This window comes from Stenotrophomonas maltophilia, assembly GCF_006974125.1.
In the GTDB taxonomy this organism is placed as follows: Bacteria; Pseudomonadota; Gammaproteobacteria; order Xanthomonadales; family Xanthomonadaceae; genus Stenotrophomonas; species Stenotrophomonas maltophilia_O.
In genome coordinates this window covers 3614943-3640608 of sequence record NZ_CP037858.1, presented here as the reverse complement: position 1 = coordinate 3640608, position 25666 = coordinate 3614943, and the positions used below count along the sequence as shown (strand labels likewise).

The 25666-nt window shown below is 66.9% G+C and carries 29 protein-coding genes; 15 read left to right on the top strand and 14 right to left on the bottom strand.

Annotated features, from left to right (window positions below; translation table 11 throughout):
- Positions 1-19: 19 nt before the first annotated feature.
- The 4 genes from EZ304_RS16660 (at position 20) to EZ304_RS16645 (ending at position 2671) form a co-directional block, all read left to right on the top strand.
- Entirely contained in the window at positions 20-289 is a 270-nt protein-coding gene (locus EZ304_RS16660) for a Trm112 family protein (RefSeq protein WP_049432560.1), read from the top strand.
- The gene (nadC, locus tag EZ304_RS16655; protein ID WP_106549015.1) at positions 286-1137 is read left to right on the top strand and encodes a carboxylating nicotinate-nucleotide diphosphorylase; all 852 of its coding nucleotides are present in this window, start codon (positions 286-288) and stop codon (positions 1135-1137) included. The genes EZ304_RS16660 and nadC overlap by 4 nt, the downstream gene beginning before the upstream one ends.
- Positions 1138-1251: 114 nt before the next feature.
- Complete coding sequence (locus EZ304_RS16650) at positions 1252-2253, top strand: DUF2272 domain-containing protein (RefSeq protein ID WP_142807645.1); 1002 nt, start codon at positions 1252-1254, stop codon at positions 2251-2253.
- A gap of 67 nt (positions 2254-2320) precedes the next feature.
- Positions 2321-2671 carry a DUF3301 domain-containing protein gene (locus EZ304_RS16645; RefSeq protein WP_049436544.1) on the top strand — a complete coding sequence of 117 codons (351 nt, stop codon included), beginning with the start codon at positions 2321-2323 and terminating at the stop codon, positions 2669-2671.
- 85 nt (positions 2672-2756) lie between these two features.
- Here EZ304_RS16645 and EZ304_RS16640 read toward each other — a convergent pair whose 3' ends face one another.
- The 7 genes from EZ304_RS16640 to EZ304_RS16610 all read right to left on the bottom strand — a co-directional run bounded on the left by EZ304_RS16640 (position 2757) and on the right by EZ304_RS16610 (position 8821).
- A complete protein-coding gene (locus tag EZ304_RS16640) occupies positions 2757-3209 on the bottom strand; it encodes a ClpXP protease specificity-enhancing factor (RefSeq protein ID WP_142807644.1) in 453 nt (150 codons plus the stop codon).
- An 84-nt stretch (positions 3210-3293) separates the two neighbouring features.
- Entirely contained in the window at positions 3294-3929 is a 636-nt protein-coding gene (locus EZ304_RS16635) for a glutathione S-transferase N-terminal domain-containing protein (RefSeq protein WP_005408842.1), read from the bottom strand.
- A 134-nt stretch (positions 3930-4063) separates the two neighbouring features.
- Positions 4064-4813 (bottom strand): cytochrome c1, encoded by a 750-nt coding sequence (locus EZ304_RS16630; protein WP_099552704.1) that lies wholly within the window; start codon positions 4811-4813, stop codon positions 4064-4066.
- Complete coding sequence (locus tag EZ304_RS16625) at positions 4806-6065, bottom strand: cytochrome b (protein ID WP_006429450.1); 1260 nt, start codon at positions 6063-6065, stop codon at positions 4806-4808. The genes EZ304_RS16630 and EZ304_RS16625 overlap by 8 nt, the downstream gene beginning before the upstream one ends.
- A complete protein-coding gene (gene petA, locus EZ304_RS16620) occupies positions 6065-6685 on the bottom strand; it encodes a ubiquinol-cytochrome c reductase iron-sulfur subunit (RefSeq protein ID WP_004151998.1) in 621 nt (206 codons plus the stop codon). Before petA ends, EZ304_RS16625 begins: the two co-directional genes overlap by 1 nt.
- Positions 6686-6885: 200 nt before the next feature.
- The gene (locus EZ304_RS16615) at positions 6886-7806 is read right to left on the bottom strand and encodes a lytic transglycosylase domain-containing protein (protein ID WP_142807643.1); all 921 of its coding nucleotides are present in this window, start codon (positions 7804-7806) and stop codon (positions 6886-6888) included.
- 46 nt (positions 7807-7852) lie between these two features.
- The gene (locus EZ304_RS16610) at positions 7853-8821 is read right to left on the bottom strand and encodes a helix-turn-helix transcriptional regulator (protein ID WP_142807642.1); all 969 of its coding nucleotides are present in this window, start codon (positions 8819-8821) and stop codon (positions 7853-7855) included.
- Between the two features lie 80 nt (positions 8822-8901).
- Here EZ304_RS16610 and EZ304_RS16605 point away from each other — a divergent pair, with 80 nt between their 5' ends.
- Both EZ304_RS16605 and miaB read left to right on the top strand, forming a co-directional pair.
- A complete protein-coding gene (locus tag EZ304_RS16605; protein WP_005415942.1) occupies positions 8902-9522 on the top strand; it encodes a glutathione S-transferase family protein in 621 nt (206 codons plus the stop codon).
- Positions 9523-9670: 148 nt separating this feature from the next.
- On the top strand, positions 9671-11089 hold the full coding sequence (gene miaB / locus EZ304_RS16600) for a tRNA (N6-isopentenyl adenosine(37)-C2)-methylthiotransferase MiaB (RefSeq protein ID WP_142807641.1): 1419 nt from the start codon (positions 9671-9673) through the stop codon (positions 11087-11089).
- Between the two features lie 33 nt (positions 11090-11122).
- Here the strand turns inward: miaB and EZ304_RS16595 are convergent, their stop codons facing one another.
- The 3 genes from EZ304_RS16595 to EZ304_RS16585 are packed head-to-tail and all read right to left on the bottom strand — an operon-like array spanning position 11123 to position 14132.
- Positions 11123-12235: an ABC transporter permease gene (locus EZ304_RS16595; RefSeq protein ID WP_142807640.1), complete on the bottom strand. Its 1113-nt coding sequence runs from the start codon at positions 12233-12235 to the stop codon at positions 11123-11125.
- Entirely contained in the window at positions 12232-13155 is a 924-nt protein-coding gene (locus EZ304_RS16590; protein WP_142807639.1) for an ABC transporter ATP-binding protein, read from the bottom strand. The genes EZ304_RS16595 and EZ304_RS16590 overlap by 4 nt, the downstream gene beginning before the upstream one ends.
- 20 nt (positions 13156-13175) lie before the next feature.
- Positions 13176-14132 carry an HlyD family secretion protein gene (locus EZ304_RS16585; RefSeq protein WP_142807638.1) on the bottom strand — a complete coding sequence of 319 codons (957 nt, stop codon included), beginning with the start codon at positions 14130-14132 and terminating at the stop codon, positions 13176-13178.
- A gap of 441 nt (positions 14133-14573) precedes the next feature.
- Between EZ304_RS16585 and EZ304_RS16580 the strand changes: the two genes are divergently transcribed.
- From EZ304_RS16580 to EZ304_RS16545, 9 genes are all read left to right on the top strand, one after another.
- Positions 14574-15560 (top strand): PhoH family protein, encoded by a 987-nt coding sequence (locus tag EZ304_RS16580; RefSeq protein ID WP_099552710.1) that lies wholly within the window; start codon positions 14574-14576, stop codon positions 15558-15560.
- The gene (gene ybeY, locus EZ304_RS16575) at positions 15557-16042 is read left to right on the top strand and encodes an rRNA maturation RNase YbeY (protein WP_142807637.1); all 486 of its coding nucleotides are present in this window, start codon (positions 15557-15559) and stop codon (positions 16040-16042) included. The genes EZ304_RS16580 and ybeY overlap by 4 nt, the downstream gene beginning before the upstream one ends.
- 48 nt (positions 16043-16090) lie before the next feature.
- Positions 16091-16411, top strand: coding sequence for a hypothetical protein (locus EZ304_RS21175; protein WP_260678124.1), 321 nt, complete (start codon positions 16091-16093; stop codon positions 16409-16411).
- A complete protein-coding gene (locus EZ304_RS21170; RefSeq protein ID WP_260678123.1) occupies positions 16377-16706 on the top strand; it encodes a hypothetical protein in 330 nt (109 codons plus the stop codon). The genes EZ304_RS21175 and EZ304_RS21170 overlap by 35 nt, the downstream gene beginning before the upstream one ends.
- A 65-nt stretch (positions 16707-16771) precedes the next feature.
- Positions 16772-17380, top strand: a complete 609-nt coding sequence (locus EZ304_RS16565) for a hypothetical protein (protein WP_142807636.1) — start codon at positions 16772-16774, stop codon at positions 17378-17380.
- Positions 17380-17967 (top strand): hypothetical protein, encoded by a 588-nt coding sequence (locus tag EZ304_RS16560; protein WP_142807635.1) that lies wholly within the window; start codon positions 17380-17382, stop codon positions 17965-17967. The genes EZ304_RS16565 and EZ304_RS16560 overlap by 1 nt, the downstream gene beginning before the upstream one ends.
- Positions 17968-18031: 64 nt before the next feature.
- Complete coding sequence (locus EZ304_RS16555; protein WP_005408827.1) at positions 18032-18913, top strand: HlyC/CorC family transporter; 882 nt, start codon at positions 18032-18034, stop codon at positions 18911-18913.
- Positions 18910-20160 carry a DUF4105 domain-containing protein gene (locus EZ304_RS16550; protein ID WP_099552713.1) on the top strand — a complete coding sequence of 417 codons (1251 nt, stop codon included), beginning with the start codon at positions 18910-18912 and terminating at the stop codon, positions 20158-20160. The genes EZ304_RS16555 and EZ304_RS16550 overlap by 4 nt, the downstream gene beginning before the upstream one ends.
- A 6-nt stretch (positions 20161-20166) precedes the next feature.
- Positions 20167-21189, top strand: a complete 1023-nt coding sequence (locus tag EZ304_RS16545; RefSeq protein WP_049431296.1) for a magnesium and cobalt transport protein CorA — start codon at positions 20167-20169, stop codon at positions 21187-21189.
- Positions 21190-21263: 74 nt separating this feature from the next.
- On the opposite strand, the gene EZ304_RS16540 is transcribed toward EZ304_RS16545, so the two are convergent.
- The 4 genes from EZ304_RS16540 to EZ304_RS16525 all read right to left on the bottom strand — a co-directional run bounded on the left by EZ304_RS16540 (position 21264) and on the right by EZ304_RS16525 (position 25616).
- Positions 21264-22628 (bottom strand): NAD-dependent succinate-semialdehyde dehydrogenase, encoded by a 1365-nt coding sequence (locus tag EZ304_RS16540; protein WP_142807634.1) that lies wholly within the window; start codon positions 22626-22628, stop codon positions 21264-21266.
- A gap of 83 nt (positions 22629-22711) precedes the next feature.
- Positions 22712-23554, bottom strand: coding sequence for an ABC transporter permease subunit (locus EZ304_RS16535; RefSeq protein ID WP_004151945.1), 843 nt, complete (start codon positions 23552-23554; stop codon positions 22712-22714).
- Positions 23551-24483: an ABC transporter permease subunit gene (locus EZ304_RS16530; protein ID WP_142807633.1), complete on the bottom strand. Its 933-nt coding sequence runs from the start codon at positions 24481-24483 to the stop codon at positions 23551-23553. Before EZ304_RS16530 ends, EZ304_RS16535 begins: the two co-directional genes overlap by 4 nt.
- Positions 24480-25616, bottom strand: a complete 1137-nt coding sequence (locus tag EZ304_RS16525) for an ABC transporter ATP-binding protein (RefSeq protein WP_019337141.1) — start codon at positions 25614-25616, stop codon at positions 24480-24482. The genes EZ304_RS16530 and EZ304_RS16525 overlap by 4 nt, the downstream gene beginning before the upstream one ends.
- Between the last annotated feature and the right edge of the window lie 50 nt (positions 25617-25666).

Sequence of the window (25666 nt, the reverse complement as noted above, 5' to 3'; positions counted from 1 at the left end):
CCACGCAAGACGAAGAACCATGGATCGCAAGCTGCTCGACCTGCTGGTGTCGCCGGACACCCGCCAGCCCCTGTCCCTGCTGGATGGCAAGGGCCTGGAAGCCCTCAACAAGGCCATTTCCGCCGGCGCGGTGAACAAGGCCGATGGCAACCCGCTGGCGCAGCCGCTGCGCGAAGCGCTGGTCACCCGCGACCGCAAGCAGGTGTTCCGCGTTGACGACGGCATCCCGGTGCTGCTGGCCGAGGAAGCCATTCCCACTGCCCAGATCACCGACTTCCCGGCCGCATGAGCGCGCTGCCGACGCCGGATGCGGCCGTTGTCGCCGCCGATGTCGCGCGTGCGCTGGCCGAGGACCTGGGCAGCGGTGACGTCACCGCCGCCCTGCTGCCCGACCAGGCCGACAGCGCTTACCTGCTGTGCAAGCAGGACGGAGTGATCGCCGGCCGCCCATGGTTCGACGCCACCCACCGCGCGCTCGACCCGGACGTGCGCATCGAATGGCGTGTCTCCGAAGGTGACGCGGTCACTGCCGGCACCGTGCTGGCCCTGCTGCACGGCCGCAGCCGCAGCCTGGTCAGTGCCGAGCGCACCTCGCTGAATTTCCTGCAGACGCTGTCCGGCACCGCCACCACTACGGCCCGCTACGTGGCCGCCGTGGCCGGTACCGGCACGCGCATCCTCGACACCCGCAAGACCCTGCCCGGCCTGCGCCTGGCGCAGAAGTACGCAGTGCGCTGTGGCGGCGGCGAGAACCACCGCTTCGGCCTCTACGACACGGTAATGCTGAAGGAAAACCATATCCGTGCCGCCGGTTCGCTGGCCGCGGCCGTGGCCGCCGCACGCCGGCAATGGCCTGGGCTGCCGCTGGTGGTCGAGGTCGAGGATCTGGCGCAGCTGCGCCAGGCACTGGAAGCCGGTTGCGAGCGCATCCTGCTGGATGACTTCAGCCCCGACCTGCGCCGCGAGGCGGTGCGCATCACGGCGGGCCGCATTCCGCTGGAAGTCTCCGGCAGCGTGGGACTGGGTGGCCTGCGTTCGATCGCCGAAGACGGCGTGGACTGCATCTCCATCGGTGGACTGACCAAGCACGTGCAGGCCATCGATCTTTCCCTGAAGCTGGGCCCGCCGCCGGGTTGAGGCCTGGCCGGGGTCAGATCCCTTTTCCCGTGGAAAAGGGATCTGACCCCGTTCTCACACCCGGCGTTCACGACGGCGCTGCGACGCTGCGGTCATCCCCCACAGGAGCCGCGCATGCGCCGGATGCTCTTGCCTGCCTGCCTGCTGCTGGCCGCGACCCCGCTGTCTGCGGCTGCCGCCGAAGCCTGCGATGTGCCACCGCGCTTCGGCCTGAGCCCATTGGCGGTGGCCATCCGCAACACCGCCTGCAACGAGCACCGGTTGTGGTTCCGCCCCTTCATCGATCGTGATGGCCGTGCGGCCAGCCTCAGCGTCACCGAAGCCGAAAGCGATCATCTGGCCGACAACGGCCTGATCGCCTGGCGACGAGTGGCCGGCTACTGGCGCGACAGCGGCACGCTCAATGCGATGGGCAGCATCGCCGGTGCCAGCAGCTGCCTGGCCCCCTTGGGCACGCGCTACACCGACAGCGACTGCCGGGCGTTCCTGATTGACAACCCGTGGTCGGCCGCCTTCATTTCCTGGGTGATGGTGCGTGCCGGTGTTCCGGGCTTCAACACCTCGCCACGCCATATCGACTACATCCGTGCCGCGTACCAGGGCGGCCCCTCGGGCGTACCTTACCGGCTGGTCGACCCGGCCACCGCCAAACCCGCGCCCGGCGACCTGCTGTGCTTCCTGCGCGACCGCAGCACCACGCTCAGCTACAGCGGGCTGGTGCAGGCACTGGGCAATGGCTCGGTGGGCCATTGGAAATCGCATTGCGAAGTGGTGGTGGCCGCCAACCTCGGTGGCGACCAGACGCTGTATCTGGTTGGCGGCAACGTGATGAACACGGTGGCGATGCGGTTGCTGCAGCTTGATCGTACCGGGCTGATCAAACTGCCACCGGCGCGCGAACGCAACAGCACCGGCATCGACCCCAGCTGCACCCCGGGGCGTGAGGAAGAATGCAGTTTCAACCGCCAGGACTGGGCCGCCCTGCTGCAGCTGACTGCAACCTCACCGCTGGTAATGCCCTCGCCCACTGCCACGCCGTTGCAACCCACGCCGGTGCCGCAACCGACCAGTGCGCCCGCGCAGCCGGTGACGGACGAACCTCGACCGACACACTGATGCCGGCGCTTGATCCAGCGCGCGTTCGCCGCCATCTTTGCGGGATCGACCTCTGACGGCTGACGCCATGCCCACCCTGCTGCTGTTGCTGATTGCCGGCGGAATCATCTATTTCTTCTGGAACGCGGCGCGTTCGGCCGCCGAGCGCGCGGTCGAGCTGGGGCGCAATGCCTGCCGCGCAGCCGACGTGCAATGGCTGGATCAGGCGGTACATGCCACCGGCCTGCGACTGTCGCGTGGCGAGGATGGACGGCTCGGATTCGAGCGCACCTTCAAGTTCGAGTACTCCTACGATGGCATCGATCGCCATGTAGGCCGCATGGTGCTGCGCGGCGACCAGCTGATCTCGTTCACCGGCCCGGGGGCGGCGCGGATCAGCCAGATCCGGCCGGATGTGGATGATGCCGAGGATGTGTAAGGGCTTTGAGTGCCGACCAACGGTCGGCACCCACCGGTAAATCCTGCAAAGGAAAACGCCGCCCATCGGGGCGGCGTCGGAAACATTACTTGACCACGCGCAGGTTCGGACGGCCCTTGGGCGGCGGATTGGCCGGCGGCGTATCGTCCGGCGGCGTACCTTCATCGTGCAGCAGCTCGTCGCTGGTCGGCGCGGTGTCGTTGCCTGGAATATCGTCCGGCAGCGCCATGCCCTGCCCGGTCTCGCGGGCGTAGACGGCCAGCACGGCGCTGATCGGTACCTGTACCGGATAGCTGGTGCCGGAGAAGCGCGCCGAGAAGCTCACCATCTCGTTGTCGATCATCAGCCGTACGACAGCACGTTCGGCGATGTTGAGCACGACCCGGCCATCCTTGACCGCCGAAGGCGGGACCTGCACGCCGGGAACGCCGGCGTCGACCAGGATGTGCGGGGTCAGCTGGTTGTCGTTGATCCATTCCACCAGCGCCCGCAGCAGGTACGGGCGGTGGCTGGTCATGTGGAAGAAGCCTTCGGTCATGCGTGAAGTGTACGCGCCCGGCGGCCCGCCGGGGCGGATCGCCTGCACGCCGGTCGGCGTGCAGACGGGTAACCCGTGGCTGGATCAGACCGGCAGATCGCGTAGTTTCTTTTCCTGATCGGTCAGGCTGCGGACGAAGCCGGGGTGGCGGAAGATGCGGTTGCCATAATCCTCGATCGCCTTGCCGTCCTTCGGCAGCGGTACATCCAGCGACTGCAGGCGCCAGATGATCGGCGCCATCGCGCAGTCGGCCAGGCTCATTTCCGGATTGAGGAAGAACTTGCTGGCCTTGAACAGCGGCAGCGAGGCGGTCAGCAGCTCCTTCAGGCGCTTGCGACCGGCCTCGGCCTGGGTCTTGTTGCCCAGCTGGATGGCCTGCACCTGCGGCACCCAGTCGTGCTCGATGCGCAGCATCGCCAGGCGGATGCGTGCACGCGAGAGCGGATCGACCGGCATCAGCGGCGGATGCGGATAACGTTCGTCCAGGTACTCGCTGACCACCGATGCGGCGTACAGCACCAGCTCGCGTTCGACCAGGGTCGGCACCGAATGGTACGGATTGAGGTCGATCAGGTCTTCAGGCGGGTTCTGCGGATCGACCGGAACGAAGTCGAACGTGACCCCCTTGGCCGCCAGGACCAGACGTACACGGTGGCACAGTACATCGTCGTTCGAGGAAAACAGCGTCAGTGTATTGCGCATGCGTACGCTCGCCGCCATCAAAGGCTCTCCCACGACAGGAGACCGCCTGCCGCATCGGCGCCGCCGGCACCGTGCCGGCGATCGACTCCTCCCCGAGTGTGCAACCGACCATCACAAAAGCCAATAGGCCCATGCGATGGCCGGCAGCAGAATCAGTGAACGTCCTTCCAGTATTCCTTCTTCAACAGGTACAGCAGGAAGGTCAGCAGGGCCAGGAACAGGATCACCCACACGCCCAGCTGCTGGCGCTTGAGCGCGGCCGGTTCACCGGCATATTCGAGGAAGTTGGTGATGTCCCGCACGGCCTGGTCGTATTGCCCGGCATCGACCGAACCCGGCGTTTCGATCCTCAGGCCGGTCACCGGCGGGTCCATCCCCGGCGCTTCAGGCTTGCCATGCACGGCATGCTGCAGGCCCTGCATCTCCCACAGCGGGTTGGGCATGGAAGCGTTGGCGAACAGCGCGTTGTTCCAGCCCAGCGGCCGGCTGCTGTCCAGGTAGAACGACTTGAGATAGGTGTAGACCCAGTCACTGCCGCGCACGCGCGCGATCAGGCTGAGGTCCGGCGGCATCTTGCCGAACCACTTCTCCGCGTTCTCCTTGGGCATCGCCACCGGGATCGGGTCGCCGATCGCCGAGCCGGTGAAGTTGAGGTTGTTCATCACCTCCTCTTCGGTCAGGCCCAGGTCCTGCGCCATCCGCGAATAGCGCAGGTACTTCAGCGCGTGGCAACCGGAGCAGTAGTTCATGTACAGCTGCGCGCCGCGCTGCAGCGAGGCACGGTCACCCAGGTCGTTGCCGGCCTGCAGAAGCTTGGTGCCACCTTCGGCGGCGGAGGCCAGGAAACTGCCCAGCATCAGGGCGGCCGTCAGGGCCAGCCGGACCATCCAGCGATCAGTCATGGGTGGTCACCCTCTCCGGTACCGGTTTGGTCTTGTCCAACCGTGTCCATAGCGGCATGGTGATGAAGAACGCGAAGTACAGGAAGGTCAGCACCCGCCCGATGTAGGTTTCGTGCACGTCGGTGCCCGGACCGGAGCCGATCACGCCCAGCCACACGAAGCACACCGCCAGCACGCCCAGCATCACCTTCGAGATCCAGCCGCGGTAGCGCACCGACTTCACCCGCGCCTTGTCCAGCCACGGCACCAGGAACAGGATCGCGATGGCCGAGAACATCACCAGCACGCCGCCCAGCTTGTTCGGCACCACCCGCAACATCGCGTAGTACGGCGTGTAGTACCAGACCGGCTTGATGTGTTCCGGGGTCACCAGGCGGTTGGCCTCGGTGAAGTTGTCATGCTCCAGGAACAGGCCACCGAAACCGGGCGCGAAGAAGATGATGAAGGCGGCGATGATCAGCAGGAAGCCCGCACCGACGCCATCCTTGAGCGTGTAGTACGGGTGGAACGGAATGCCGTCGGCCGGCGCGTTCGGCGACCAGCGGTTGCCCTTCGGCCCCTTCTTGATCTCCACGCCATCGGGGTTGTTCGAACCCACTTCGTGCAGCGCACCCAGGTGCAGTACCACCAGCAGCAACAGCACCAGCGGCAATGCGATGACATGCAGCGCGAAGAAGCGGTTGAGCGTGGCGTCACTGGGCAGGTAGTCGCCCATGATCCATTCGGTCAGGCCGTTGCCGATCACCGGTATCGCGCCGAACAGCGAGATGATCACCTTGGCGCCCCAGAACGACATCTGGCCCCACGGCAGCACGTAGCCCATGAAGGCTTCGGCCATCAGCACCAGGTAGATCAGCATGCCGAGGATCCACACCAGCTCGCGTGGCTTCTGGTAACTGCCGTACAGCAGGCCGCGGAACATGTGCAGGTAGACCACGATGAAGAACAGCGAGGCCCCGGTGGAGTGCATGTAGCGGATCAGCCAGCCCCACTCCACGTCCCGCATGATGTACTCGATGGAACCGAACGCTTCGGCGGCGTTGGTCTTGTAGTGCATCGTCAGGAAGATGCCGGTGACGATCTGGTTGACCAGCACCAGCAGCGCCAGCGAACCGAAGTAGTACCAGATGTTGAAGTTCTTCGGCGCGTAGTACTCGCTGACGTGCTTGCGGTAGACCGGCATCAGGCCGGGCGCGCGGGCGTTGACCCAGTCGGCCACGCCGCTGGCGGTACGGCTGAGGATATTGGCCATCAGGCAGCCCCCTGCGGATCGACACCGATGATGATGGTGTTGTCGTCCTGGTAATGGTGCGCGGGCACCTTCAGGTTGATCGGCGCCGGCACGTCCTTGAAGACGCGGCCGGACATATCGAAGCGCGACTTGTGGCAGGGGCAGAAGTAGCCGCCCTTCCACTGCGGGTCGTAGGGTTCAGGCCGGATCTCGGCGACCATTTCCGGCGAGCAGCCCAGGTGCGTGCACAGGCCGACCAGTACGGAGATGTCCGGCTTGATCGAGCGCAGCTCGGGGTTCTGCTTCAGCACGTAGTCCGGCTGCTGGTCCTTCTCGCCGGACTCGGGGTCCTTGAGACGGCCATCCAGCCCATGCAACGCATCGAGGATGGCCTTGGACCGCTTGACGATCCAGATCGGCTGGCCACGCCATTCCACGATCAGGCGTTGGCCTTCCTGCAGGGCGCTGATGTCGGCCACCACCGGTGCGCCGGCAAGCTTGGCGCGGGCACTGGGGTTCCAGGATTTGATGAAAGGAACTGCGGTGAATCCGACGCCGACGGCACCCACCACGGCTGTGGTGGCAGAAAGAAAACGCCGACGTCCGGTGTTGACTGGATCGTGTACCCCATCGTTGGCCATCCGGCACTCCGATATTGATTAGGTAGCTTTAAGGCTGCCAGCGGATCCGGTGGGGGCCAGAGCCGCATTGAATCATGGGCGAGTGTAGCGGAACCGTCGCGCGCCACACAACGCATTGCAACAACATTGATTGCGGGGTTGCCGGCCAGCGGCCGGTCAGTACCGGCCATTGCCCTGGGATTGCCGGCCAGCGGCCAACACTACTGGTGCGTCAATGCGGTGCGGTAACGTTCGGCCAGCTGCCCGACCCGGCGTACGTAGTACTGGGTCTCGCTGTAGGGCGGCACGCCACCGTGGCGGTCGACCGCGCCTTCGCCGGCGTTGTAGCCGGCCGCGGCCAGGGTCAGGTCACCATTGAAGCGTTTCAGCAACCACGCAAGATACTGCACGCCACCACGGATGTTCTGCCCGGCATCGTAGGAGTCACTGACCCCGAAGCGCGCGGCGGTTGGCGGCATCAGCTGCATCAGGCCCTGCGCACCAGCACGGCTGAGCGCGGTCGGGTTGTAGGCCGACTCGGCATGGATGATGGCGCGTACCACGGCTTCGTCGACGCCGAACTCGCGTGCGGCCGAGGTGATCTCGGTCTGGAACGCGGTGGTGTTCAAGCGCACCGAACCGAAGTCCACACGCGGGTTGACGCCGCAGGCGTAGCAGCGCTCCATGAAACTGTAACGGATGGTGCGCACCGGGCCGAGGTTGGCCACCTGGGTCGGCCGCGCACTGGTGTAGTGGCGCACGCCATCCTTCATGAAGGAATAGACCTGGCCGCTGACCATGCGACCGGCCCGCGAGGCCGCCGGTGCCGCGACCGGGGCTGGCGCAGCCGGCGTCGGTGCGACCGGGGGCGGCGCAGCGGCGCTGGCCGCCACGGCGACCGGATTGCGTTCGATGCTGGCGACAGTGGTCGGCGCAGGCTTCGGTGCAGCCACAACCGGGCGCGGCGCCGGGCGGGTGTCACGGCTGTAGCTGATGGTGATGCAGCGCGCGCCGACCACCCGCTTGCTCACATAACTGGTGACGCCGTCCGCCCCCTGGCACTTGTACAGGGTTCCAGCGCTGGCCGGCGCAGCGGTCAGCGCAGCGATGATGATCGCCGTTGTCCCCAGTATCCCCTTCATGGCGGCGAGTGTCCCAGCTTCGCCGGGGCTTGCCAAGCGATGTGGCTCAGCCTGTGACCGGCGGCACAGCCAGCAGCTGGCCGAGGCCTGCCAGGCGCTGTGCCAGTTCGTCGCGCAGCCCCGGCGGGGTGGTCCAAAGCGCCACAGGTATGCGGTCCAGGCTGAGAATCTGTGCCAGCATCATGCCGCGGCTCTCGGCGCCCATGCGCAGCAGGGAGTGGTCGGGGCCGTCCGCTTCCAGTACTCCACACCACGGCGGGATGCGGCCTTCCAGCTCGGCGTGGCTGCCGGCCAGGCGGAGGATGGCCTGCAACGCGAACGGCGCCTGGCTGACTGCCTGCCGCACCATCACGTCCGGGGGCGCTGGCGTGCGCCGATGCAGGCCCGGCCCGGTGCATTCGCGCACCGCGCCCATCCGGTCCACGCGCAGGGTGCGCCAGTCCTGCCGTCCCAGGTCCCAGGCCAGCAGGTACCAGCGCCGGCCATAGTTGACCAGGTGCTGGGCCTCGACCTCGCGCTGGGTGACCGCGTCCTGCGCACTGCGGTACTCGAAGGCCAGCCGCGACGCCTGCCGGCAGTGCTGGGCCAGCCGCCCGAGCAGGCGTGCGTCGGTGGACGGAAGATCGGACAGGGTGGCCGTCGCCGCATGCACCTCGCCGGCCTGCTGGCGGCGACGGGTCGGCACCAGCGGGTCGAGCTTGGACAACAGGCCACGGGCGGTGTCGTCGATGCCGGCAACGGTCGCGGACGCGGCACGCAGCGCGATCGCCAGGGTGGTCGCCTCCTCCTCGTCCAGCAGCATCGGCAGTACCGGTGCCCCGGCCCCCAGCTGGTAGCCGCCCCCTACCCCGGCCGAGGCCTGCACCGGATAGCCCAGTTCGCGCAGTCGCTCGATATCGCGACGGATGCTGCGCCGGTCCACACCCATGCGCTCGGCCAGCTCGGCCCCGGACCACTGGCGGCGGGCCTGCAGCAGGGCGATCAGGCGCAGCAGTCGATGGGCGGTATGGCGCATGAAGGATCGAGGACAGAAGTCGTCCGCAATAGTGCCTCAGGATGGCCTCCAGTTCACCACCCACCGCAAGGAGCAATGCCATGAATTCCCGTCAGATCACGCTGTACCACGCCGCCCGTTCCCGCTCGAGCGGCGCCGTGGCCCTGCTCGAAGCGCTGGGTGCCGACTACCGCATGCAGGTGCTGGACCTGAAGGCCGGCGCCAACCTGGCCCCGGCCTATCTGGCCATCAACCCGATGGGCAAGGTGCCGGCCATCGTCCACAACGGCGCGCTGGTGACCGAACAGGTGGCCATTTATCTGTACCTGGCCGACCTGTACCCGGAAGCCGGACTGGCCCCGCCGATCGGCGACGCCCTGCGCGGGCCCTACCTGCGCTGGATGGCCTTCTATGGTGCTTGTTTCGAGCCGGCAATGATCGACAAGGCGATGCACCGCGAGCCGCCGCCGCGCCTGATGTCGCCGTACAACGACGCCGAAACCGTGCTGCAGGTGGTCGAGGCCCAGCTGGCGCAGGGCCCCTACCTGCTCGGCGAGACGATGAGCGCCGCCGATGTGCTGTGGGGCAATGCGCTGGCCTGGACCACGGCCTTCGGCCTGGTGCAGCCTGCGCCGGCCACGGCTGATTACATTGCACGGATGAGCGCGATGACCGCCTTCGACCGTTCCCGGCAGATCGATGCGGAGCTGGCGGCGGCGTAAGGGCGCCCACCGGGCACCGCCCGGCGCTACCGGGGCCGGCGGGATGCGGGTAGCGCGGGGCCGTGCCCCGCGAGCGCACAGCGCGGCGGGTGGCGCGGGATGCGGGTAGAATTGCCGGCTTTCCCGCCACCCGAATGGATTAAGCGCCATGACCGGGACGCCAGACGTCTTTCCGCCCGCCACGCCGGGCGGTACCCCGCTCGTTGCCCTGCCCGCTGGTCCGCGCAAGCCCGACCAGGTGAAAGGCAAGCTGTACATCAAGACCCACGGATGCCAGATGAACGAGTACGACTCGGCCAAGATGGCCGACGTGCTCGCCGCCAGCGATGGCCTGGAACTGACCGATACCCCGGACGACGCCGACGTCATCCTGGTCAACACCTGCTCCATCCGCGAGAAGGCGCAGGAGAAGGTGTTCAGCCAGCTCGGCGTGTGGAAGGGCCTGAAGAACAAGGGCCGTGAGGTCATCATCGGCGTGGGCGGCTGCGTCGCCTCGCAGGAAGGCGAAGCGATCATCAAGCGCGCGCCGTTCGTCGACCTGGTGTTCGGCCCGCAGACCCTGCACCGCCTGCCGGAGCTGATCCGCGCCCGTCGCGAGCAGAAGCGCCCGCAGGTGGACATCAGCTTCCCCGAGATCGAGAAGTTCGACCGCCTGCCGGAACCGCGCGCCGATGGCGCCTCGGCGTTCGTGTCGATCATGGAAGGCTGCTCGAAGTACTGCTCGTTCTGCGTGGTGCCCTACACCCGCGGCACCGAAGTCAGCCGCCCGTTCGAGGACGTGGTGGTGGAAGTGGCCCAGCTGGCCGCGCAGGGCGTGCGCGAGATCAACCTGCTCGGCCAGAACGTCAACGCCTATCGCGGGCCCTATGGGGATGGCGAATTCGCCGACCTCGGCCTGCTGATCCGCACCATCGCCGAGATTGATGGCGTTGGCCGCATCCGCTTCACCACCTCGCACCCGCTGGAGTTCAGCGATTCGCTGATCGATGCGTTCCGCGACGTACCGCAGCTGGCCAACTTCCTGCACCTGCCGGTGCAGGCCGGCAGCGACCGCGTACTGTCGGCGATGAAGCGCGGCTACACCGCGCTGGAATTCAAGTCGAAGATCCGCAAGCTGCGCGCAGTGCGCCCGGACATCTCGATCAGCTCGGACTTCATCGTCGGCTTCCCCAGCGAGACCGATGCGGACTTCGAGAAGACCATGAAACTGATCGAAGACATCGGCTTCGACCACAGCTTCTCCTTCATCTATTCGCGTCGTCCGGGCACCCCGGCTGCGGATCTGGAGGACACCATCAGCGATGCCGAAAAGCATGCGCGCCTTTCGCGCCTGCAGGAGCGCATCAATGCACACGCCGCCGGCATCTCCGAGAAGATGGTCGGCACCGTGCAGACCGTGCTGGTGGAAGGGCCCTCGCGCAAGAACCCGAACGAGCTGACCGGCAAGACCGAGAACATGCGTTCGGTGAACTTCCCGGCGCCGGCGCGGCTGATCGGCCAGTTCGTGGATGTGGTGATCACCGAAGCGCTGACCAATTCGCTGCGCGCGCGGGTGGTGGCGGAGTAAGGTCTGGGTGTGCCGACCATTGGTCGGCATGCCTCAATCCAGCCGCTTGCGGAAACGCAGGATCGCCAGCGTCATCATCACCACGATGAAGGCCAGCAGTGCCAGGGCGTCGTGCCATAGCTCCCACAACGAGGCGCCGCGCAGCATGATGCCGCGTACCAGCCGCAGGAAATGGGTCAGCGGCAGCACTTCGGCCAGCCACTGCACCGGCCGCGGCATGCCGGCGAACGGGAACATGAAACCCGACAGCAGGATCGACGGCAGGAACAGGAACAACGTCATCTGCATCGCCTGGAACTGCGAGCGCGCGCGCGTGGAGATCAGCAGGCCCAGCGCGAGGTTGGCCAGCACCAGCAGCACCGCGGCCAGGTAGATGTCCAGCAGGCTGCCGCGGATCGGCACCTGGAACAGCCAGGTGCCCAGCACCAGCACCAGCGTGGTCTGCAGCAGGCCAATCGCTGCGTAAGGGAGCACCTTGCCCACCATCAGTTCGCTGCGCGATACCGGCGTGGCGATCAGCAGCTCCATGTTGCCGCGCTCGCGTTCGCGCACCACCGCCACCGCCGTGAACATCACCAGGGTCATGGTCAGGATCACCCCGATCAGGCCCGGCACGATGTTCACCGCCGAGCGCCGCTGCGGGTTGTAGAAGCTGGTCACGCTGACCTGCCCACTGGCGATGCTGCCTTCGCGCAGCGGCCGGGCATTGCTGGTCGGGCGCGTATCCAGCGGCACCTGGGCCAGCTGGATCGCCGCGCTCTGCACCACGGTGTCGCTGCCATCGACCAGCACCTGTACCGCTTCGCGCCCATCGAAACGGCGACGCTCGAAATCGGCCGGCACCACGATGCCAACGCTGATCTCGCCCCGGCGCAGCGCCTGCATCAGCTGGTCAGGCGTATAGGCTTCGCTGCGCGGCGTGACCACGCCGGTGGCGACCATGTCCTGCACCAGCGCGCGCGAGGCCGCACTGTTGGCCTGGTCGGCGACACCGGCATCGAGGTGGCGCAGGTTGAGGTTGATCGCATAGCCGAACAACAGCAACTGCATCACCGGAATGCCGACGATCATCGCCAGCGTGATGCGGTCGCGGCGCAGCTGGCGCAGCTCCTTGAGCATGATCGCCCACAGCCGGCGCAGGTTCATGCTGCTGGCTCCCTGCCACGGCCGCGGGTGGCAGCGACGAACACGTCTTCCAGGTTCGGGGCCACCGCATCGATGCGGGCCCGCGGATCGGCACCAGCCAATGCGTGCTGCAACGTGGGCATGTCGGCAGCGCCTTCACTGCACAGTACGCGCAGCTGCGTGCCGATCTGTGCCACGCTCAGCACGCCAGGCAGTTCGGCCAGCGCGCGGCTGGCCTGGCGCGGCTGAGAAGATGTCACCTGCAACGTGCGCCCTTGCAGCCGGGCACACAGTTCGGCCGGCGTGCCATCGGCCACCAGCGCGCCACGATCAAGGATCGCCAGCCGGTGGCAGCGCTCGGCCTCATCCATGTAGTGGGTCGAGACCAGCACGGTGGTGCCCGCATCGGCCAGTTCGAACAGGGCCTCCCAGAAATCGCGGCGCGATTCCGGATCGACCGCGCTGGTCGGCTCGTCCAGGAACAGCAGCTCTGGCGCATGCACGACGGCACCGGCCAACGCCAGGCGTTGCTTCTGCCCCCCACTGAGCGTGCCAGCCAGCTGCGGCTGCCGATCCTGCAGCCGGTACTGTTGCAGCAGTGCATCGACGCGCTGCCGCGCCTGCGTGCGCGGCATGTCCTGGATGGCGGCGAGGAACTCCAGGTTCTCGCGCACCGACAGGTCTTCATACAACGAGAAACGCTGGGTCATGTAGCCGATGCGCCGGCGCAGCGCTTCGGCCTGCTCCGGCACGGCCAGGCCCAGCACCTCGATCTGGCCGGCACTCGGTTCCAGCAGGCCGCACAGCATGCGGATGGTGGTCGACTTGCCCGACCCGTTCGGACCCAGGAAGCCATACACCTGTCCGCGCGGTACGGTCAGGTCGACGTTGTCCACGGCCAGCAGGTCGCCAAAGCGGCGGGTCAGGCCCTGCGCATGCACCGCAATGTCGTCACCGGTGTTCAGAAGCTCACCTGTACCGGCATTCCCGCCGGCAGCTTCTGCATGTCGGCGGCGTCGTCCACTTCGATCTCGGCGAGGTAACTAAGGCGTGCGGCATCGTCACCGGTCAGCGCGTAGTACGGAGTAAACGAAGGCTCGCTGCGGATCGAGCGCACATGCCCCTTCAACGCAACACCTTGCCCTTCCAGATGCACCTGCGCGGCCTGCCCGACCTTGACCTGCAACCGCAATGGCTGCGGCAGGTAGACGCGCGCATAGGGGCGCTCGCCGACCAGCATCACCGCCAGCGGTGCGCCGATCGGCGCCTGGTCGCCCTGCCGGTAGGGCAAGGCATCGACGACGCCATCGCGGGGCGCGCGCAGCTGCAGCTTCTGCAGGTTGACGCCCTGCACCACCTGCTGCGCCTGCGCAGCGTCAGCCGCAGCCTTGCCCTGGGCGATGTCCTGCGCCCGGCTGCCATGCACCAGCTCCAGCCAGGCCTGCTCGGCGGCACGCGCACTGGCTTCGGCATTGCCGGCCGCAGCCCGTGCGCGGTCCAGCTCGGCGGCGGCGACCAGACGCTGGCGTGCCAGCGGTTGCACGCGGCGGTAGTAGGCACTGGCTTCGGCAGACTGCGCCCGTAACGCGGCCAGCTGTGCCTGGGCCTGTGCGATCTGTTCCGGGCGCGGCCCGATCTTCAATTCCTCCAGCTGCGCCTGCGCGCGCACCGTGTCGGCCTGGGCGGCGACAAACTGCGCATCGCCGCGCGCCGGGTCGAGCTGCATCAGCACGGCACCGGCCGTGACCTGCTGGCCCTCGCGCACATCCACCGTAGCGATCACCTCGGCCGCCGGTGCCGGCACCGTGATCCGGTCCCACTCCAGTGTCCCCAGTGCAACCGGAGGCGTCTTGCCACAGCCTGCCAGCAGGGCAAGGCCTGCCAGTCCGATCCCACGTGTCCAGCTACCGGTGTCCATGCCATCCCCTCCTGCGACGGCGCCACGGTGCCATGCGCCCCGTGCACCCACAATGATTGCAATCAGCCATGGTGTTTTTTTCACCGCCGGCTGCCCGGCCTTTTACCGCAAGGCTCTGCGCCACCTATCCACAGCTTGGTTCAGCATCATTCCACAGCCGGTGTGGAAAACCGGCAGGCGGTGTCCGTGTTGGGTGCCTGGCAGCGGAACATGCGCTGCCGTCACACGGGCCGACCGACCGTGACGGTTTTTTCACCACCACCTCATGGTCCTTGTGGCACAAGCACTGCGAGGGCCTATCCACAGGTTTTCGCGCACCCCGTCCACACCGGGTGTGGAAAACCGCGTATCGGCCCGCTGCTGGCCGCGCGCCCCGTGTGCGCGCTACCCTTGTCTCCCCTGAATACACTGCGGTGGAAGGCGTCCGCCCCACCCGAAGCAATGAAAAGCATCGAGCATCGAGACTTCACCCTGTCGCCGGAAGACAACGAACGGCTGGCCAACCTGTGTGGCCCGTTCGACGGTCATCTGCGGCAGATCGAACTGAAACTCGGCGTGGAAATCGCCAACCGTGGCTTCGTGTTCCGCATCAGCGGGCCGAACGAGGCCATCGTCGAGGCGCAGAAGCTGGTCGAGGCACTTTACGCCGAGACCACCGAGACCACCTTCGACAACCACGCCATCCACCTGCGCCTGGCGCAGGCCAATGTCGAGCAGATCGCCGAGCGCTCCTACGAAGCGCAGGAGGTGGCGATCAAGGTCAAGCGCGGCACGGTACGTGGGCGCGGTGCCAACCAGGCCCGCTACCTGCACCAGATCGCTACCCACGACATCAACTTCGGCATCGGCCCGGCCGGCACCGGCAAGACCTTCCTGGCCGTGGCCAGCGCGGTCGAAGCACTGAACGAATCGCGGGTGCAGCGCCTGATCCTGGTCCGCCCCGCAGTGGAAGCCGGCGAGAAGCTGGGCTTCCTGCCCGGCGACCTGAGCCAGAAGGTCGATCCCTACCTGCGACCGCTGTACGACGCCCTGTACGAGATGATGGGCGTGGAGAAGGTGGTCAAGCTGCTGGAGAAGAACGTCATCGAGATCGCGCCGCTGGCCTACATGCGCGGCCGCACGCTCAACGATGCGTTCGTGATCCTGGACGAAGCACAGAACACCACCATCGAGCAGATGAAGATGTTCCTGACCCGCCTGGGCTACGGCTCCACCGCGGTGGTCACCGGCGACCTGACCCAGACCGATCTGCCCAAGCACGTGAAGTCCGGCCTGCGCGACGCCATCGACGTGCTGCGCGAGGTCGAGGGCGTCAGCTTCACCTTCTTCGAATCCCGTGACGTGGTCCGCCACCCGCTGGTCGCGCGCATCGTCAGCGCCTACGACCGCCGCGACCTGCATCAGATCCAACCTGGAGCAACTCCATGACCCGTGGTCCCGTGCGACTGGACGTCACCGTCAGTTATGCCCTGCCGCGTGCCGGCCTGCCGGCGGCAGTGAGTTTCCGCAAGTGGGTGGCCGCCGCGTTGAAGGGCCGCATCCGCGAGGCCGATCTGGCCATCCGCGTGGTCGATGCCAAGGAAGGACAGTCGTTGAACCGCCATTACCGCGGCAAGGACTACGCCACCAACGTGCTCAGCTTCCCGGCCGAAGTGCCCGAAGGCCTGCCCAAGGGCGTCAAGTTCCCGCTGCTGGGTGACCTGGTGATCTGTGCTCCGGTCGTGGCACGGGAGGCCGACGAACAGGGCAAGGCGCTCAATGCCCATTACGCGCATCTGACCGTACACGGCGTGCTGCACCTGCTTGGCTGGGACCACGAGGACGACAAGGAAGCCGAGGCGATGGAGCAGCTGGAGCGGGAGATCCTGGCCGAGCTGGGCATCGCCGACCCCTACGCCGGCGAGCGCTGACACCGGGCCCTGTTCCGAGCCCACGCACTCACGGAAGAGGAGCGCAGCATGACCCTGCCCGCACTTGTGCTTGCCGCGCTACTGCAGTCCGGGGCAGGCCTGATGCCCGATCCTGACCGTCCCTCACCGTTCCCCACCAGCGACAGCGAGGCCGACATCGCCGCAAAGATCGCCGAACTACGGGCGTTCTTCGGCAGCAGCGAGCGCGACACCCGCAACATCGTCGCCACTGCCCAGCAACGGGCACTGATCGAGCGCTTGGAAGCGCGGCACGCGGCACGCGGCACGTCTGGCCGGCATCTGGGTGGACAATGCGAGGGGCTGGAACGTTGTCGTGCGACTGGCAGGCGCCGCACCCGAGGCCGATGAGACACATCCAGGGGCGGATGGCCCGCAACGTGTGCGCTACATCACCGGCGCCGCGATGACCGAAGCGGAGATGACGCGCCGCCTGCGCGCACAGCGGGACTGGTTGCGGGCCCAGCTGCCTGACCTGTTCGGTTATGGCCTGGATGTCACGACCGGGGAGCTGGAGGTGGAGCTGCGGGATACCCCAGCCAACCGCGCGACGGCGGCGGCCGTGCGTGACCACCTGCAGGCGCGACTGGGCTACCCGGTCAGGCTGCGCTGGTACCCGGCGGCCACGCGCTGGAATCCGCCCTGACTGCGCCACGGCTGGAGTGCCATGAGCTACTGTTCAACACCGGCCAGGACGCGGAAGGAAAAAGGATGAACCCAGGGAACAGCTTCACGACGTTTGCGATGGGCGCCGGCCTGTTCGCCACCCTGCTGGTGCTGGGCGCTTACACCGTGCGCCGCCTCAGCGCCCGCGACCCGAGCGGCAGGCACTGGCTGCTGCGCAGCCTGGCCCTGCTCTCGCCCGTGTGCCTGCTGGCCGGGCTGGCGATCGGCATGATCGGCCCCCACCTCACAGATAGAGCGGAACCCGCCCACCTGCCCGGGCTGTGGGAAACGTCGATGGTACTGGTACTGGTCGGTGCCTTGACCCTGCCGGTGCTGTGGCGAACGCTGCTGCAGCAGCGGCTTGGCAGGCCGGTCAACGCGCTCCCGTTCTTCCATGCCAGCCGCACCTCGCTGCTGGTGCTGTTCGTGCTGGCCGTGATCCACATGAAAGTGGGCAGGACCGCCGCAGCGGAACTGATGCCCTGGCTGACCAGCCCGGGCCTGTGGCCGGCGGTGGCGCGCATCGCGGGGCAATCGATGCAGGTCGCCATGCTTGCGGTCGTGCTGACCCTCTCACTGATGGTCGTGCGGCTGGCGATGACCGGTTTCCTGCGCCTTCTCAGCGGGCTGTTCAGGCGCTCGCCGGGGCTATGATGGCGGCCCTTCGCCTGCGGAAACCGACCGTGTCACTGCGCTGCTGCCTGCCCCTGCTCTGTGCCCTCGCCGCTCCCTCCGCCTTCGCCTCCAGCCTGGACCTCCCGGCCCTGATCGAATGCCGCCAGGGCGTGGCCGACCAGGCCGCGCTGGCCCCATTGCTGTCCGACCCGCTGAAGGCCGTGGCCCAGGGCCTGCAGCCGCTGCCGCAGGGCAACCAGTTCATGAGCGAGTACCGGTTGGCCCAGCCGATCAGCGTATTCGGCGTGAACACCGAGCGGGTGGCGGTGGCGGGCGCCAGCGTCATGGCCGTCCTCGACCAGGCCGACCCACGACCGCTGGCCAAGCGCCTGGAGCTTGAGACGGGCTACGACCAGGACGGCAAGTTCATGGCCGGCCGAGAGGTGGTCAGCCGCGATGTGACCGACCAGAGGACCGGCGAGGCCCAGATCGAGTCGATCATCCTCAGTGTCTCCACCGTGGCCTCCCACCCGGGCAAGACCCTGGCCGGCTGCACCTACAGCCTGGACCTGCCCGAAGAGGAGCCGGCCACGGCCGCCCCAGGCCCGGCCACCGGCAGTCACTGACAGGCCGTCACATCCTGCTAGACTTGGGTCAACGCCCGGCCTGCCGGGTGCCTTTTTTCCAGAGATGTCAGAAGACGACAGTAGTAGCTCCCCTGCGGAGCACAGTGAAAAGAAGCGCGGCTGGCTTGAACGCCTGACCTCCGCCTTCTCCGGCGAACCCCATACCCGCGACGAGCTGGTCGCTGTCCTGCACACCGCGCAGGAAGAGGGTCTGATCGCCGCCGATACCCTGAAGATGATGGAAGGCGCCATTTCGGTGGCCGAGCTGACCGTGGGCGACGTGATGATCTCGCGCTCGCAGATGGTCTCGCTGCCGGTCGAAGCACCCTTCCTGGAACTGATGAAGCAGGTGGTCGAATCCGGCCATTCGCGCTTCCCGGTGCACGGCGAGAACAAGGACGACATCCTCGGCATCCTGCTGGCCAAGGACCTGCTGCGCGGCGTGGTTGCCGACAACGGCCCGGCCAACGTGCGTGAGCTGCTGCGCCCGGCGGTACTGATCCCGGAGGCGAAGAAGCTCAACGTGCTGCTGAAGGAGTTCCGCCTGTCGCGCAACCACATGGCCATCGTGGTGGACGAGTACGGCGGTGTCGCCGGCCTGGTCACCATCGAGGACGTGCTGGAACAGATCGTCGGCGAGATCGACGACGAGCATGACGAGGCCGAGGATCCGTCGGCGCAGATCGCGATCCAGTCCGACGGCCAGTACGTGGTCGACGCACTGACCCCGATCGGCGACTTCAACGAACGCTTCGGTGCCACCTTCTCCGACGAGGACTACGACACCATCGGTGGCCTAGTCACCGAGGCCGTGGGCCACCTGCCGGAAGTCGGCGACGAACTGGCGCTGGACCGCTTCATGTTCCGCGTGGCCCGCGCCGATGCGCGCCGGGTGCAGGCCTTCCATGTGACCGTGCTGCCGCCGGACGCGCAGGACGACGCTTGAAGCGCCGCGGCCTGATCCTGACGCTGTGGCTGGCACTGTGGGTGCTGGCCATGGCCCTGCCGCTGGCCGCGTTCGCGCAGCCGGCGGCGGCCACACCTGCAGCGTCCATCGCAAGCGCCGAGTCCCCTGCGCCTCGCATCGGCGTGGTGACCATGCAACCGGGCACGGTGTTCTTCGAGCGATTCGGCCATGACGCCATCGTCGTGGTCGATCCGCTCAGCGGTGAAGCGACCTCGTACAACTTCGGCTACTTCGATCCGTCCGAAGACGATTTCATCAGCCGCTTCGCACGCGGCGACATGATGTACTACCTGGTGGCGCTGCCGCTGCAGCAGGACCTGTCCTACTACGACGAGACCGGCCGTGGCGCCAGCGTGCAGTGGCTGGACCTGCGCCCGGACCAGGCCCGCTCGCTGGCCGCCGACCTGGCCGAACGGGCCAAGCCGGAAAACGCGCGGTACCACTACGATTACTACACCGCCAACTGCGCCACGATGGTGCGCGACACGGTGGACAAGGCACTGGGTGGCGGCCTGCAGTCGCAGCTGGCCGGTCGCTCGCGCGGCAACACCTACCGCAGCGAGTCGGTGCGCCTCGCCTCGCCGGCCCCGTGGATGTGGCTGGGCTTCGACGTCGGCCTGGGGCCGTTCGCCGACCAGCCACTGTCGCGCTGGCAGGAGGCGTTTGTGCCGATGCGCCTGGCCGATGCCCTGCGCCAGGCGCGCAACAGCGATGGCCGGCCGCTGGTGCAGTCCGAACAGGAACTGCTGCCGCACCGCATCGCCCCGGAGCCGAAGGAGTTCGCGCGCCGTTGGTGGCCGTGGCTGCTGTGCGGCCTGGTGATCGCCGCCGGCGTGCTGGCGCTGCGCCGCCGTCCGCGCCTGCTGGCCGGGCTGGCGTTGCCGTTCTGGCTGTTGTGTGCCCTGTTCGGCGGCGTGCTGGTGTTCCTGTGGGGCTTCAGCATCCACTACGCCGCGTGGGCCAACCGCAACCTGCTGCTGCTTTCGCCACTGGCCGTGCTGCTGCTGCCGGGTGCGATCGCCCTGCTGCGCCGGCGCGTGCCGGGCCGCATGTTCAGGGTGGTGCTGTGGCTGCTGGCAGTGCAGGCCGTGGCCGCGCTGGTGCTGCACTGGCTGAGCCTGCAGGCGCAGTACAACGTGCAGTGGATCGTGCTGCTGCTGCCGGTGCACGTCGCCCTGGCGTGGGTGCTGGCGCGTCGTCCTCACTTGTCCGAAACACGGCCCTGACGCACGATGGCGGGCATGTCATTGCCCGCCTCCGCTTCCGCCCCGGCTTCGGCCAACCCTACCTGCGTCATCAACTGCGTCCACTACGATGACGAAGGCAAGCGCCACGACATCAGCCTGGACGCCATCAGCGATGTCATTGCCAGCGGCAACGGCTTCGTCTGGGTCGGCCTGTACGACCCCAATGAAGACGTGCTGTTGAAACTGCAGGAAGAATTCTGCCTGCACGACCTGGCCATCGAGGATGCGCGCAATGCGCACCAGCGGCCCAAGGTCGAGACCTACGGCAATTCGCTGTTCGTGGTGGTGACCACCGCGCAGATGGTCGACGAACGCATCCAGTATGGCGAAACCCATGCCTTCCTCGGCCCGCGCTTCCTGGTGACGGTGCGCCACGGTGCCTCGTTGTCCTACGCCCCGGTACGTGCGCGCGTGGAGCGCGAGCCGCAGCTGCTGAAGATGGGCCCGTCGTACTGCCTGTACGCGGTGACCGACTTCGTGGTCGACAACTACCTGCCGATCGTGCACCGCTTCCGCGACACCCTGGACCTGCTGGAAAAGGACATCTTCGCCGACACCTACAAGCGCAGCACGGTGGTGCGGCTGTACGAGCTCAAGCGCGAACTGAACAAGATGCGCATGGCGGTGGCACCGCTGCAGGATGTGCTGGCCCAGATCCGCCGCTACCAGGGCGATCTGATTCCCGACGAAGTGAAGCTGTACGTGCGTGATGTGCATGACCATGCGGTACGCATCAGCGATGTGATCGACACTCTGCGCGAGATGCTGGGCACCGCGCTGAGCGTGAACCTGTCGCTGGTGACACTGGCGCAGGGCGAGACGGTGAAACGACTGGGTGCCTGGGCTGCACTGCTGGCCGCGCCGACACTGATCACCAGCTGGTACGGCATGAACTTCAGCCACATGCCGGAGCTGAGTGAGCCGTGGTCGTACCCGCTGATGATCGTTGGCGTGGGCGGTGTGTGCGTGGGGTTGTACCGGTTGTTCAAGCGGGCCAAATGGTTGTGACCCGCTTCTGGTAGTGCCGGCCGCTGGCCGGCAACCAGGCAATGCCGGCCAGCGGCCGGCACTGCCGTTCGGCATCAAGCCACGTAGACGGTCTTGATGTTCATGAACTCATGGATGCCGTGGTCGGCCAGTTCGCGACCGAAACCCGACTGCTTGCTGCCACCGAACGGCAGCCGCGCATCACTCTTGACGATGGCGTTGACGAATGCCGCACCGCATTCCATGCGCTGGGCAAACCCTTCGCCGCGCACCGGGTCGCCGGTCCACACGCTGCCGCCCAGGCCGAAGCGGGTGTCGTTGGCCACGTGCAGCGCTTCGGCTTCATCCTTGACCCGGATCACCGCCGCAACTGGTCCAAACAGTTCCTCGTCGTAGGCCGGCATGCCAGGACCCACCTGGTCGAGCACCGTGGCCGGATAGCCGGCATGGGTGCCGGCAATCGGCTCGCCGCCGATCAGCACCCGCGCGCCCTTGGCCACGCTGGCCTGCACCTGCTTGTGCAGTTCGTCGCGCAGGTCGGCGCGCGCCATTGGCGCCAGCGTGGTGCCCCGCTCATCAGGATCGCCGTACTGGCGCTCTGCCGCCGCTTCCACAAAGCGACGGGTGAATTCATCGGCCACCGCCTCGACCACGATGAAGCGCTTGGCCGCGATGCAGGTCTGGCCGCTGTTGTCGAAACGTGACTTCACTGCCGCCGCCACGGTCTTGTCGAGATCGGCATCGTCGAGTACCACGAAGGCGTCACTACCACCCAGCTCCATCACCGACTTCTTCAACTGGCTGCCGGCGTTGGAAGCGATCGAGCGCCCTGCCCGCTCGCTGCCGGTCAGCGTCACCGCCTTCACCCGTGCGTCGCGCAGCACCTCGGCAGCCTGGTCGTTGTCGATGTGCAGCACGTCGAACACACCATCGGGTAGACCCCCGTCACGGCACACGGCCAGGATCAGGTCGGCGCACTGCGGTACGTTGCTGGCGTGTTTCAGCAGGGCCACGTTGCCGGCCATGAACGCCGGGGCCAGGAAGCGGAACACCTGCCAGATCGGGAAATTCCATGGCATCACCGCGAACACGCAGCCGATCGGTTCGTAGCGCACGTAGCTGCGCTGGGCTTCGGTGTCGATCAGCTGCGGCTTGAGATAGTCGGCTGCGTGGTCGGCGTAGTACTCGCAGGCGGCAGCGCACTTGTCGACCTCGGCCAGCGCCTCGGCCTTGAGCTTGCCCATCTCGTGGGTCATCGCCTGCTGCAGATCGTCGCGGCGCGTGCGCAGCTGCGCGGCGATCCGGCGCAGGATGGCACCACGATCCTGCAGCGAGTGGTCGGCCCAGCCGGGGAAGGCATCGGCAGCGGCCTGCAGGCGCTGCTCGATATCGGCAGCGCCCATCAGTTCATGGCGGTAGGTCACCTGGCCGGTGGCCGGGTCGACGATCTCGACGGTCATGGGGGATCTCCCTCTGGAAGACCCCCATTGTGCGCCGCCGGCCGTGAGCCGGGTGTTGCCGGCACTGTCGCCAGGCCGTGTGCTCAGCCGTTGTCCTGCCTCGCCAGCTGCAGGTCGCGCTGGCGCCGCTTCTCCGCCCGCGCATTGATGTACCAGCCGATCACTGCGGCGATCGACACCGCCGACACCAGCAGCGTGGCCAACGCGTTGATCTTCGGGCTGATGCCCATGCGCACCGAGGCGAACACCTTCATCGGCAACGTGGTCGAACCCGGTGTGGCGACGAAACTCGCCACCACCACGTCATCCAGCGACAGGGTGAAGGCCAGCAGCCAGCCCGCCACCAGCGCCGGCGCGATGATCGGCAGGGTGATGCGGCCGAACACGGTCAGCCGGCTCGCACCCAGGTCCATCGCCGCTTCTTCCAGCGACAGGTCCATTTCCTGCAGGCGCGAGGACACCACCACCGTGACGAAGCACAGGGTGAAGGTGACGTGGGCGATCCAGATGGTGGTCAGGCCGCGTGCCGGGAAGCCGGGAATCGCGCCCATCGAGGCCAGCAGCGCCATCAGCGAGAAGCCCAGGATCACATCCGGCATCACCAGCGGCGCGGTCACCAGCGCACCGAACAGCGGCTTGCCGCGGAAGCGCTTGAAGCGGGTCATCACCATCGCCGCCAGCGTGCCCAGCACGGTGGCGGTGCAGGCGGTCCAGAACGCCACCACCAGGCTGGTCCACATCGCGTCCATCAGCGCGCGGTCGGCGAACAGGTCGCTGTAGGCGCGGGTGGAGAACCCGGCCCAGACCATCGCCAGCCGCGAGCTGTTGAACGAGTAGAACATCAGCAGCAGGATCGGCAGGTACAGGAAGGCGAAGCCGAGCAGCAGCACGCCCAGCCCCAGGCCCTTGGCGGTACGCGGGCTCATGCCTGCTTCCCTTCCAGCAGGCGCTGCTGGGAACGGTTGAACAGCAGGATCGGCACCAGCAGCAACAGGATCATCGCCACCGCCATCGCCGAGGCGCCCGGCCAGTTGCGATTGTTGAAGAACTCGTTCCACAGCTGGCGGCCGACCATCAGCGTTTCCGAGCCGCCCAGCATTTCCGGGATCACGAATTCACCGATGGCCGGAATCATCACCAGCATGCAGCCGGCGATGATGCCCGCCTTCGACAGCGGCAGGGTAATGCGCAGGAACGCCTGCCACGGCTTGGCACCGAGGTCGTAGGCCGCTTCCAGCAGCCGGTGGTCATGCTTGACCAGGTTGGCGTACAGCGGCAGCACCATGAACGGCAGGTAGCAGTAGACGATGCCGATATAGGCGGCGGTCGGCGTATCGATCAGCTGCAGCTTGGGCAGGCCCAGGCTGGTCATCAGCGTCTGCAGGCCGGTGAACTGCAGGAACTGGTCGAGCAGGCCGTTGCGGTCCAGGATCGCCTTCCACGCATACACGCGGATCAGGAACGAGGTCCACGAAGGCAGCACCACCAGCATCATCGCCACATTGCGCGCGGCCGGTGACAGGCGGGCGATGGCATAGGCCATCGGGTAGCCGATCAGCAGGGTCAGGAAAGTCGAGATCGCTGCGATCCTGATCGAGCTCAGGAAGGCCTGGGCATAGATCGAATCGCGGAACAGCGCCAGGTAGTTTTCCAGGTTCAGCTTCAGCGAGAAGCCGCCGTCCACGTACTGCAGCAGCCAGGTGTACGGCGGCGAGCCGACCCGGCTGAGCGAGAAGCTGATCATCAGCACGATCAGGAACGGCACTGCGAAGAACAGCAGCAGCCACAGGTACGGAATGCCGATCACCGTGGCACGCAGCCCCGGCAGCCAGCGCTTCAGGCCGGCCGTGCTCATGAGGTCAGCACCACGCCGTCGTTGTCGCGCCAGTGCACCCACACCTCATCGCCCCAGGTGAGGCCATCGCTGGCCCAACGCTGCGAATTGGCGAAGTTGGCCAGCACCTTGGCGCCGCTGGGCAGGCGCACGTGGTAGACCGAATGGCTGCCGAAGTAGGCGATGTCCTCGATCACGCCCTGCGCTTTGTTGGTGTGCCCTTCCGGCTCGTCCTTGCCGATCATCACCTTCTCCGGGCGCAGCGCGAACGCGACCGGCTGACCTTCATAGCCGGTGATGCCATGGGCGATGTAGATCGGCGCCGGGAACAGCGGCGAGCGCACGGTGACGTACTCGGGCAGGTCCTCGTCGATCACACCGTCGAACAGGTTGACCGAACCGATGAACTCGGCGACGAAGCGGTTGGCCGGCTGCTCGTAGACCTCGTCGGGCTTGCCGACCTGCTGGATCCAGCCGGCATCCATCACCGCGATGCGGGTGGCCATGGTCATCGCTTCTTCCTGGTCGTGGGTGACCATCACGCAGGTCACGCCCGACGATTCGATGATGCTGACCAGTTCCAGCTGCATCTGCGAGCGCAGCTTCTTGTCCAGCGCGCCCATCGGCTCGTCCAGCAGCAGCAGCTTCGGCCCCTTGGCCAGCGACCGCGCCAGCGCCACGCGCTGCTGCTGGCCGCCGGACAGCTGGTGCGGCTTGCGCTTGCCCAGGTGGCCCATCTGCACCAGGTCCAGCATCTCGCCGACACGCTTGCTGATCGCGTCCTTGCCCAGGCCGTCCTGTTTCAGGCCGAAGGCGATGTTCTGCTCGACCGTCATGTGCGGGAACAGGGCATAGGACTGGAACATCATGTTGACCGGCCGCTGGTACGGCGGCAGCGCGTCCAGGCGCTGGCCATCAAGGGTGATGCTGCCCTTGGTGGGTGTCTCGAAGCCGCCGAGGCAGCGCAGCAGGGTCGATTTGCCGCTGCCGGAGCCACCGAGCAGGGCAAAGATCTCGCCCTTGCGCACGTCCAGATTGACGTCGTCGACGGCGACAAAACCGTCGAATTCCTTGCGCAAATCACGAATGGAGAGATAGCCGGGCGCACCGGTCGTGTCGACGACGGCGGCTACCGGCTGGGCTTCAACGGGCATGGGGGCTCCGGGAGCGGGCGGTGGACAGCGGCCGCCATTCTAACGGCCGG

What these genes read in the sequence shown, in the direction of transcription:
- EZ304_RS16650 (WP_142807645.1), top strand. Translation starts at nt 1,252, where the DNA reads ATGCGCCGGATGCTCTTGCCTGCCTGCCTGCTGCTGGCCGCGACCCCG.
- nadC (WP_106549015.1), top strand. Translation starts at nt 286, where the DNA reads ATGAGCGCGCTGCCGACGCCGGATGCGGCCGTTGTCGCCGCCGATGTC.
- EZ304_RS16555 (WP_005408827.1), top strand. Translation starts at nt 18,032, where the DNA reads ATGTCAGAAGACGACAGTAGTAGCTCCCCTGCGGAGCACAGTGAAAAG.
- EZ304_RS16640 (WP_142807644.1), bottom strand. Translation starts at nt 3,209, where the DNA reads ATGACCGAAGGCTTCTTCCACATGACCAGCCACCGCCCGTACCTGCTG.
- EZ304_RS16630 (WP_099552704.1), bottom strand. Translation starts at nt 4,813, where the DNA reads ATGACTGATCGCTGGATGGTCCGGCTGGCCCTGACGGCCGCCCTGATG.
- EZ304_RS16535 (WP_004151945.1), bottom strand. Translation starts at nt 23,554, where the DNA reads ATGAGCCCGCGTACCGCCAAGGGCCTGGGGCTGGGCGTGCTGCTGCTC.
- EZ304_RS16580 (WP_099552710.1), top strand. Translation starts at nt 14,574, where the DNA reads ATGAAAAGCATCGAGCATCGAGACTTCACCCTGTCGCCGGAAGACAAC.
- EZ304_RS16645 (WP_049436544.1), top strand. Translation starts at nt 2,321, where the DNA reads ATGCCCACCCTGCTGCTGTTGCTGATTGCCGGCGGAATCATCTATTTC.
- EZ304_RS16625 (WP_006429450.1), bottom strand. Translation starts at nt 6,065, where the DNA reads ATGGCCAATATCCTCAGCCGTACCGCCAGCGGCGTGGCCGACTGGGTC.
- EZ304_RS16615 (WP_142807643.1), bottom strand. Translation starts at nt 7,806, where the DNA reads ATGAAGGGGATACTGGGGACAACGGCGATCATCATCGCTGCGCTGACC.
- EZ304_RS16595 (WP_142807640.1), bottom strand. Translation starts at nt 12,235, where the DNA reads ATGAACCTGCGCCGGCTGTGGGCGATCATGCTCAAGGAGCTGCGCCAG.
- EZ304_RS16585 (WP_142807638.1), bottom strand. Translation starts at nt 14,132, where the DNA reads ATGGACACCGGTAGCTGGACACGTGGGATCGGACTGGCAGGCCTTGCC.
- petA (WP_004151998.1), bottom strand. Translation starts at nt 6,685, where the DNA reads ATGGCCAACGATGGGGTACACGATCCAGTCAACACCGGACGTCGGCGT.
- ybeY (WP_142807637.1), top strand. Translation starts at nt 15,557, where the DNA reads ATGACCCGTGGTCCCGTGCGACTGGACGTCACCGTCAGTTATGCCCTG.
- EZ304_RS16560 (WP_142807635.1), top strand. Translation starts at nt 17,380, where the DNA reads ATGGCGGCCCTTCGCCTGCGGAAACCGACCGTGTCACTGCGCTGCTGC.
- miaB (WP_142807641.1), top strand. Translation starts at nt 9,671, where the DNA reads ATGACCGGGACGCCAGACGTCTTTCCGCCCGCCACGCCGGGCGGTACC.
- EZ304_RS16565 (WP_142807636.1), top strand. Translation starts at nt 16,772, where the DNA reads ATGAACCCAGGGAACAGCTTCACGACGTTTGCGATGGGCGCCGGCCTG.
- EZ304_RS16540 (WP_142807634.1), bottom strand. Translation starts at nt 22,628, where the DNA reads ATGACCGTCGAGATCGTCGACCCGGCCACCGGCCAGGTGACCTACCGC.
- EZ304_RS16660 (WP_049432560.1), top strand. Translation starts at nt 20, where the DNA reads ATGGATCGCAAGCTGCTCGACCTGCTGGTGTCGCCGGACACCCGCCAG.
- EZ304_RS21175 (WP_260678124.1), top strand. Translation starts at nt 16,091, where the DNA reads ATGACCCTGCCCGCACTTGTGCTTGCCGCGCTACTGCAGTCCGGGGCA.
- EZ304_RS16605 (WP_005415942.1), top strand. Translation starts at nt 8,902, where the DNA reads ATGAATTCCCGTCAGATCACGCTGTACCACGCCGCCCGTTCCCGCTCG.
- EZ304_RS16610 (WP_142807642.1), bottom strand. Translation starts at nt 8,821, where the DNA reads ATGCGCCATACCGCCCATCGACTGCTGCGCCTGATCGCCCTGCTGCAG.
- EZ304_RS16545 (WP_049431296.1), top strand. Translation starts at nt 20,167, where the DNA reads ATGGCGGGCATGTCATTGCCCGCCTCCGCTTCCGCCCCGGCTTCGGCC.
- EZ304_RS16525 (WP_019337141.1), bottom strand. Translation starts at nt 25,616, where the DNA reads ATGCCCGTTGAAGCCCAGCCGGTAGCCGCCGTCGTCGACACGACCGGT.
- EZ304_RS16635 (WP_005408842.1), bottom strand. Translation starts at nt 3,929, where the DNA reads ATGGCGGCGAGCGTACGCATGCGCAATACACTGACGCTGTTTTCCTCG.
- EZ304_RS16530 (WP_142807633.1), bottom strand. Translation starts at nt 24,483, where the DNA reads ATGAGCACGGCCGGCCTGAAGCGCTGGCTGCCGGGGCTGCGTGCCACG.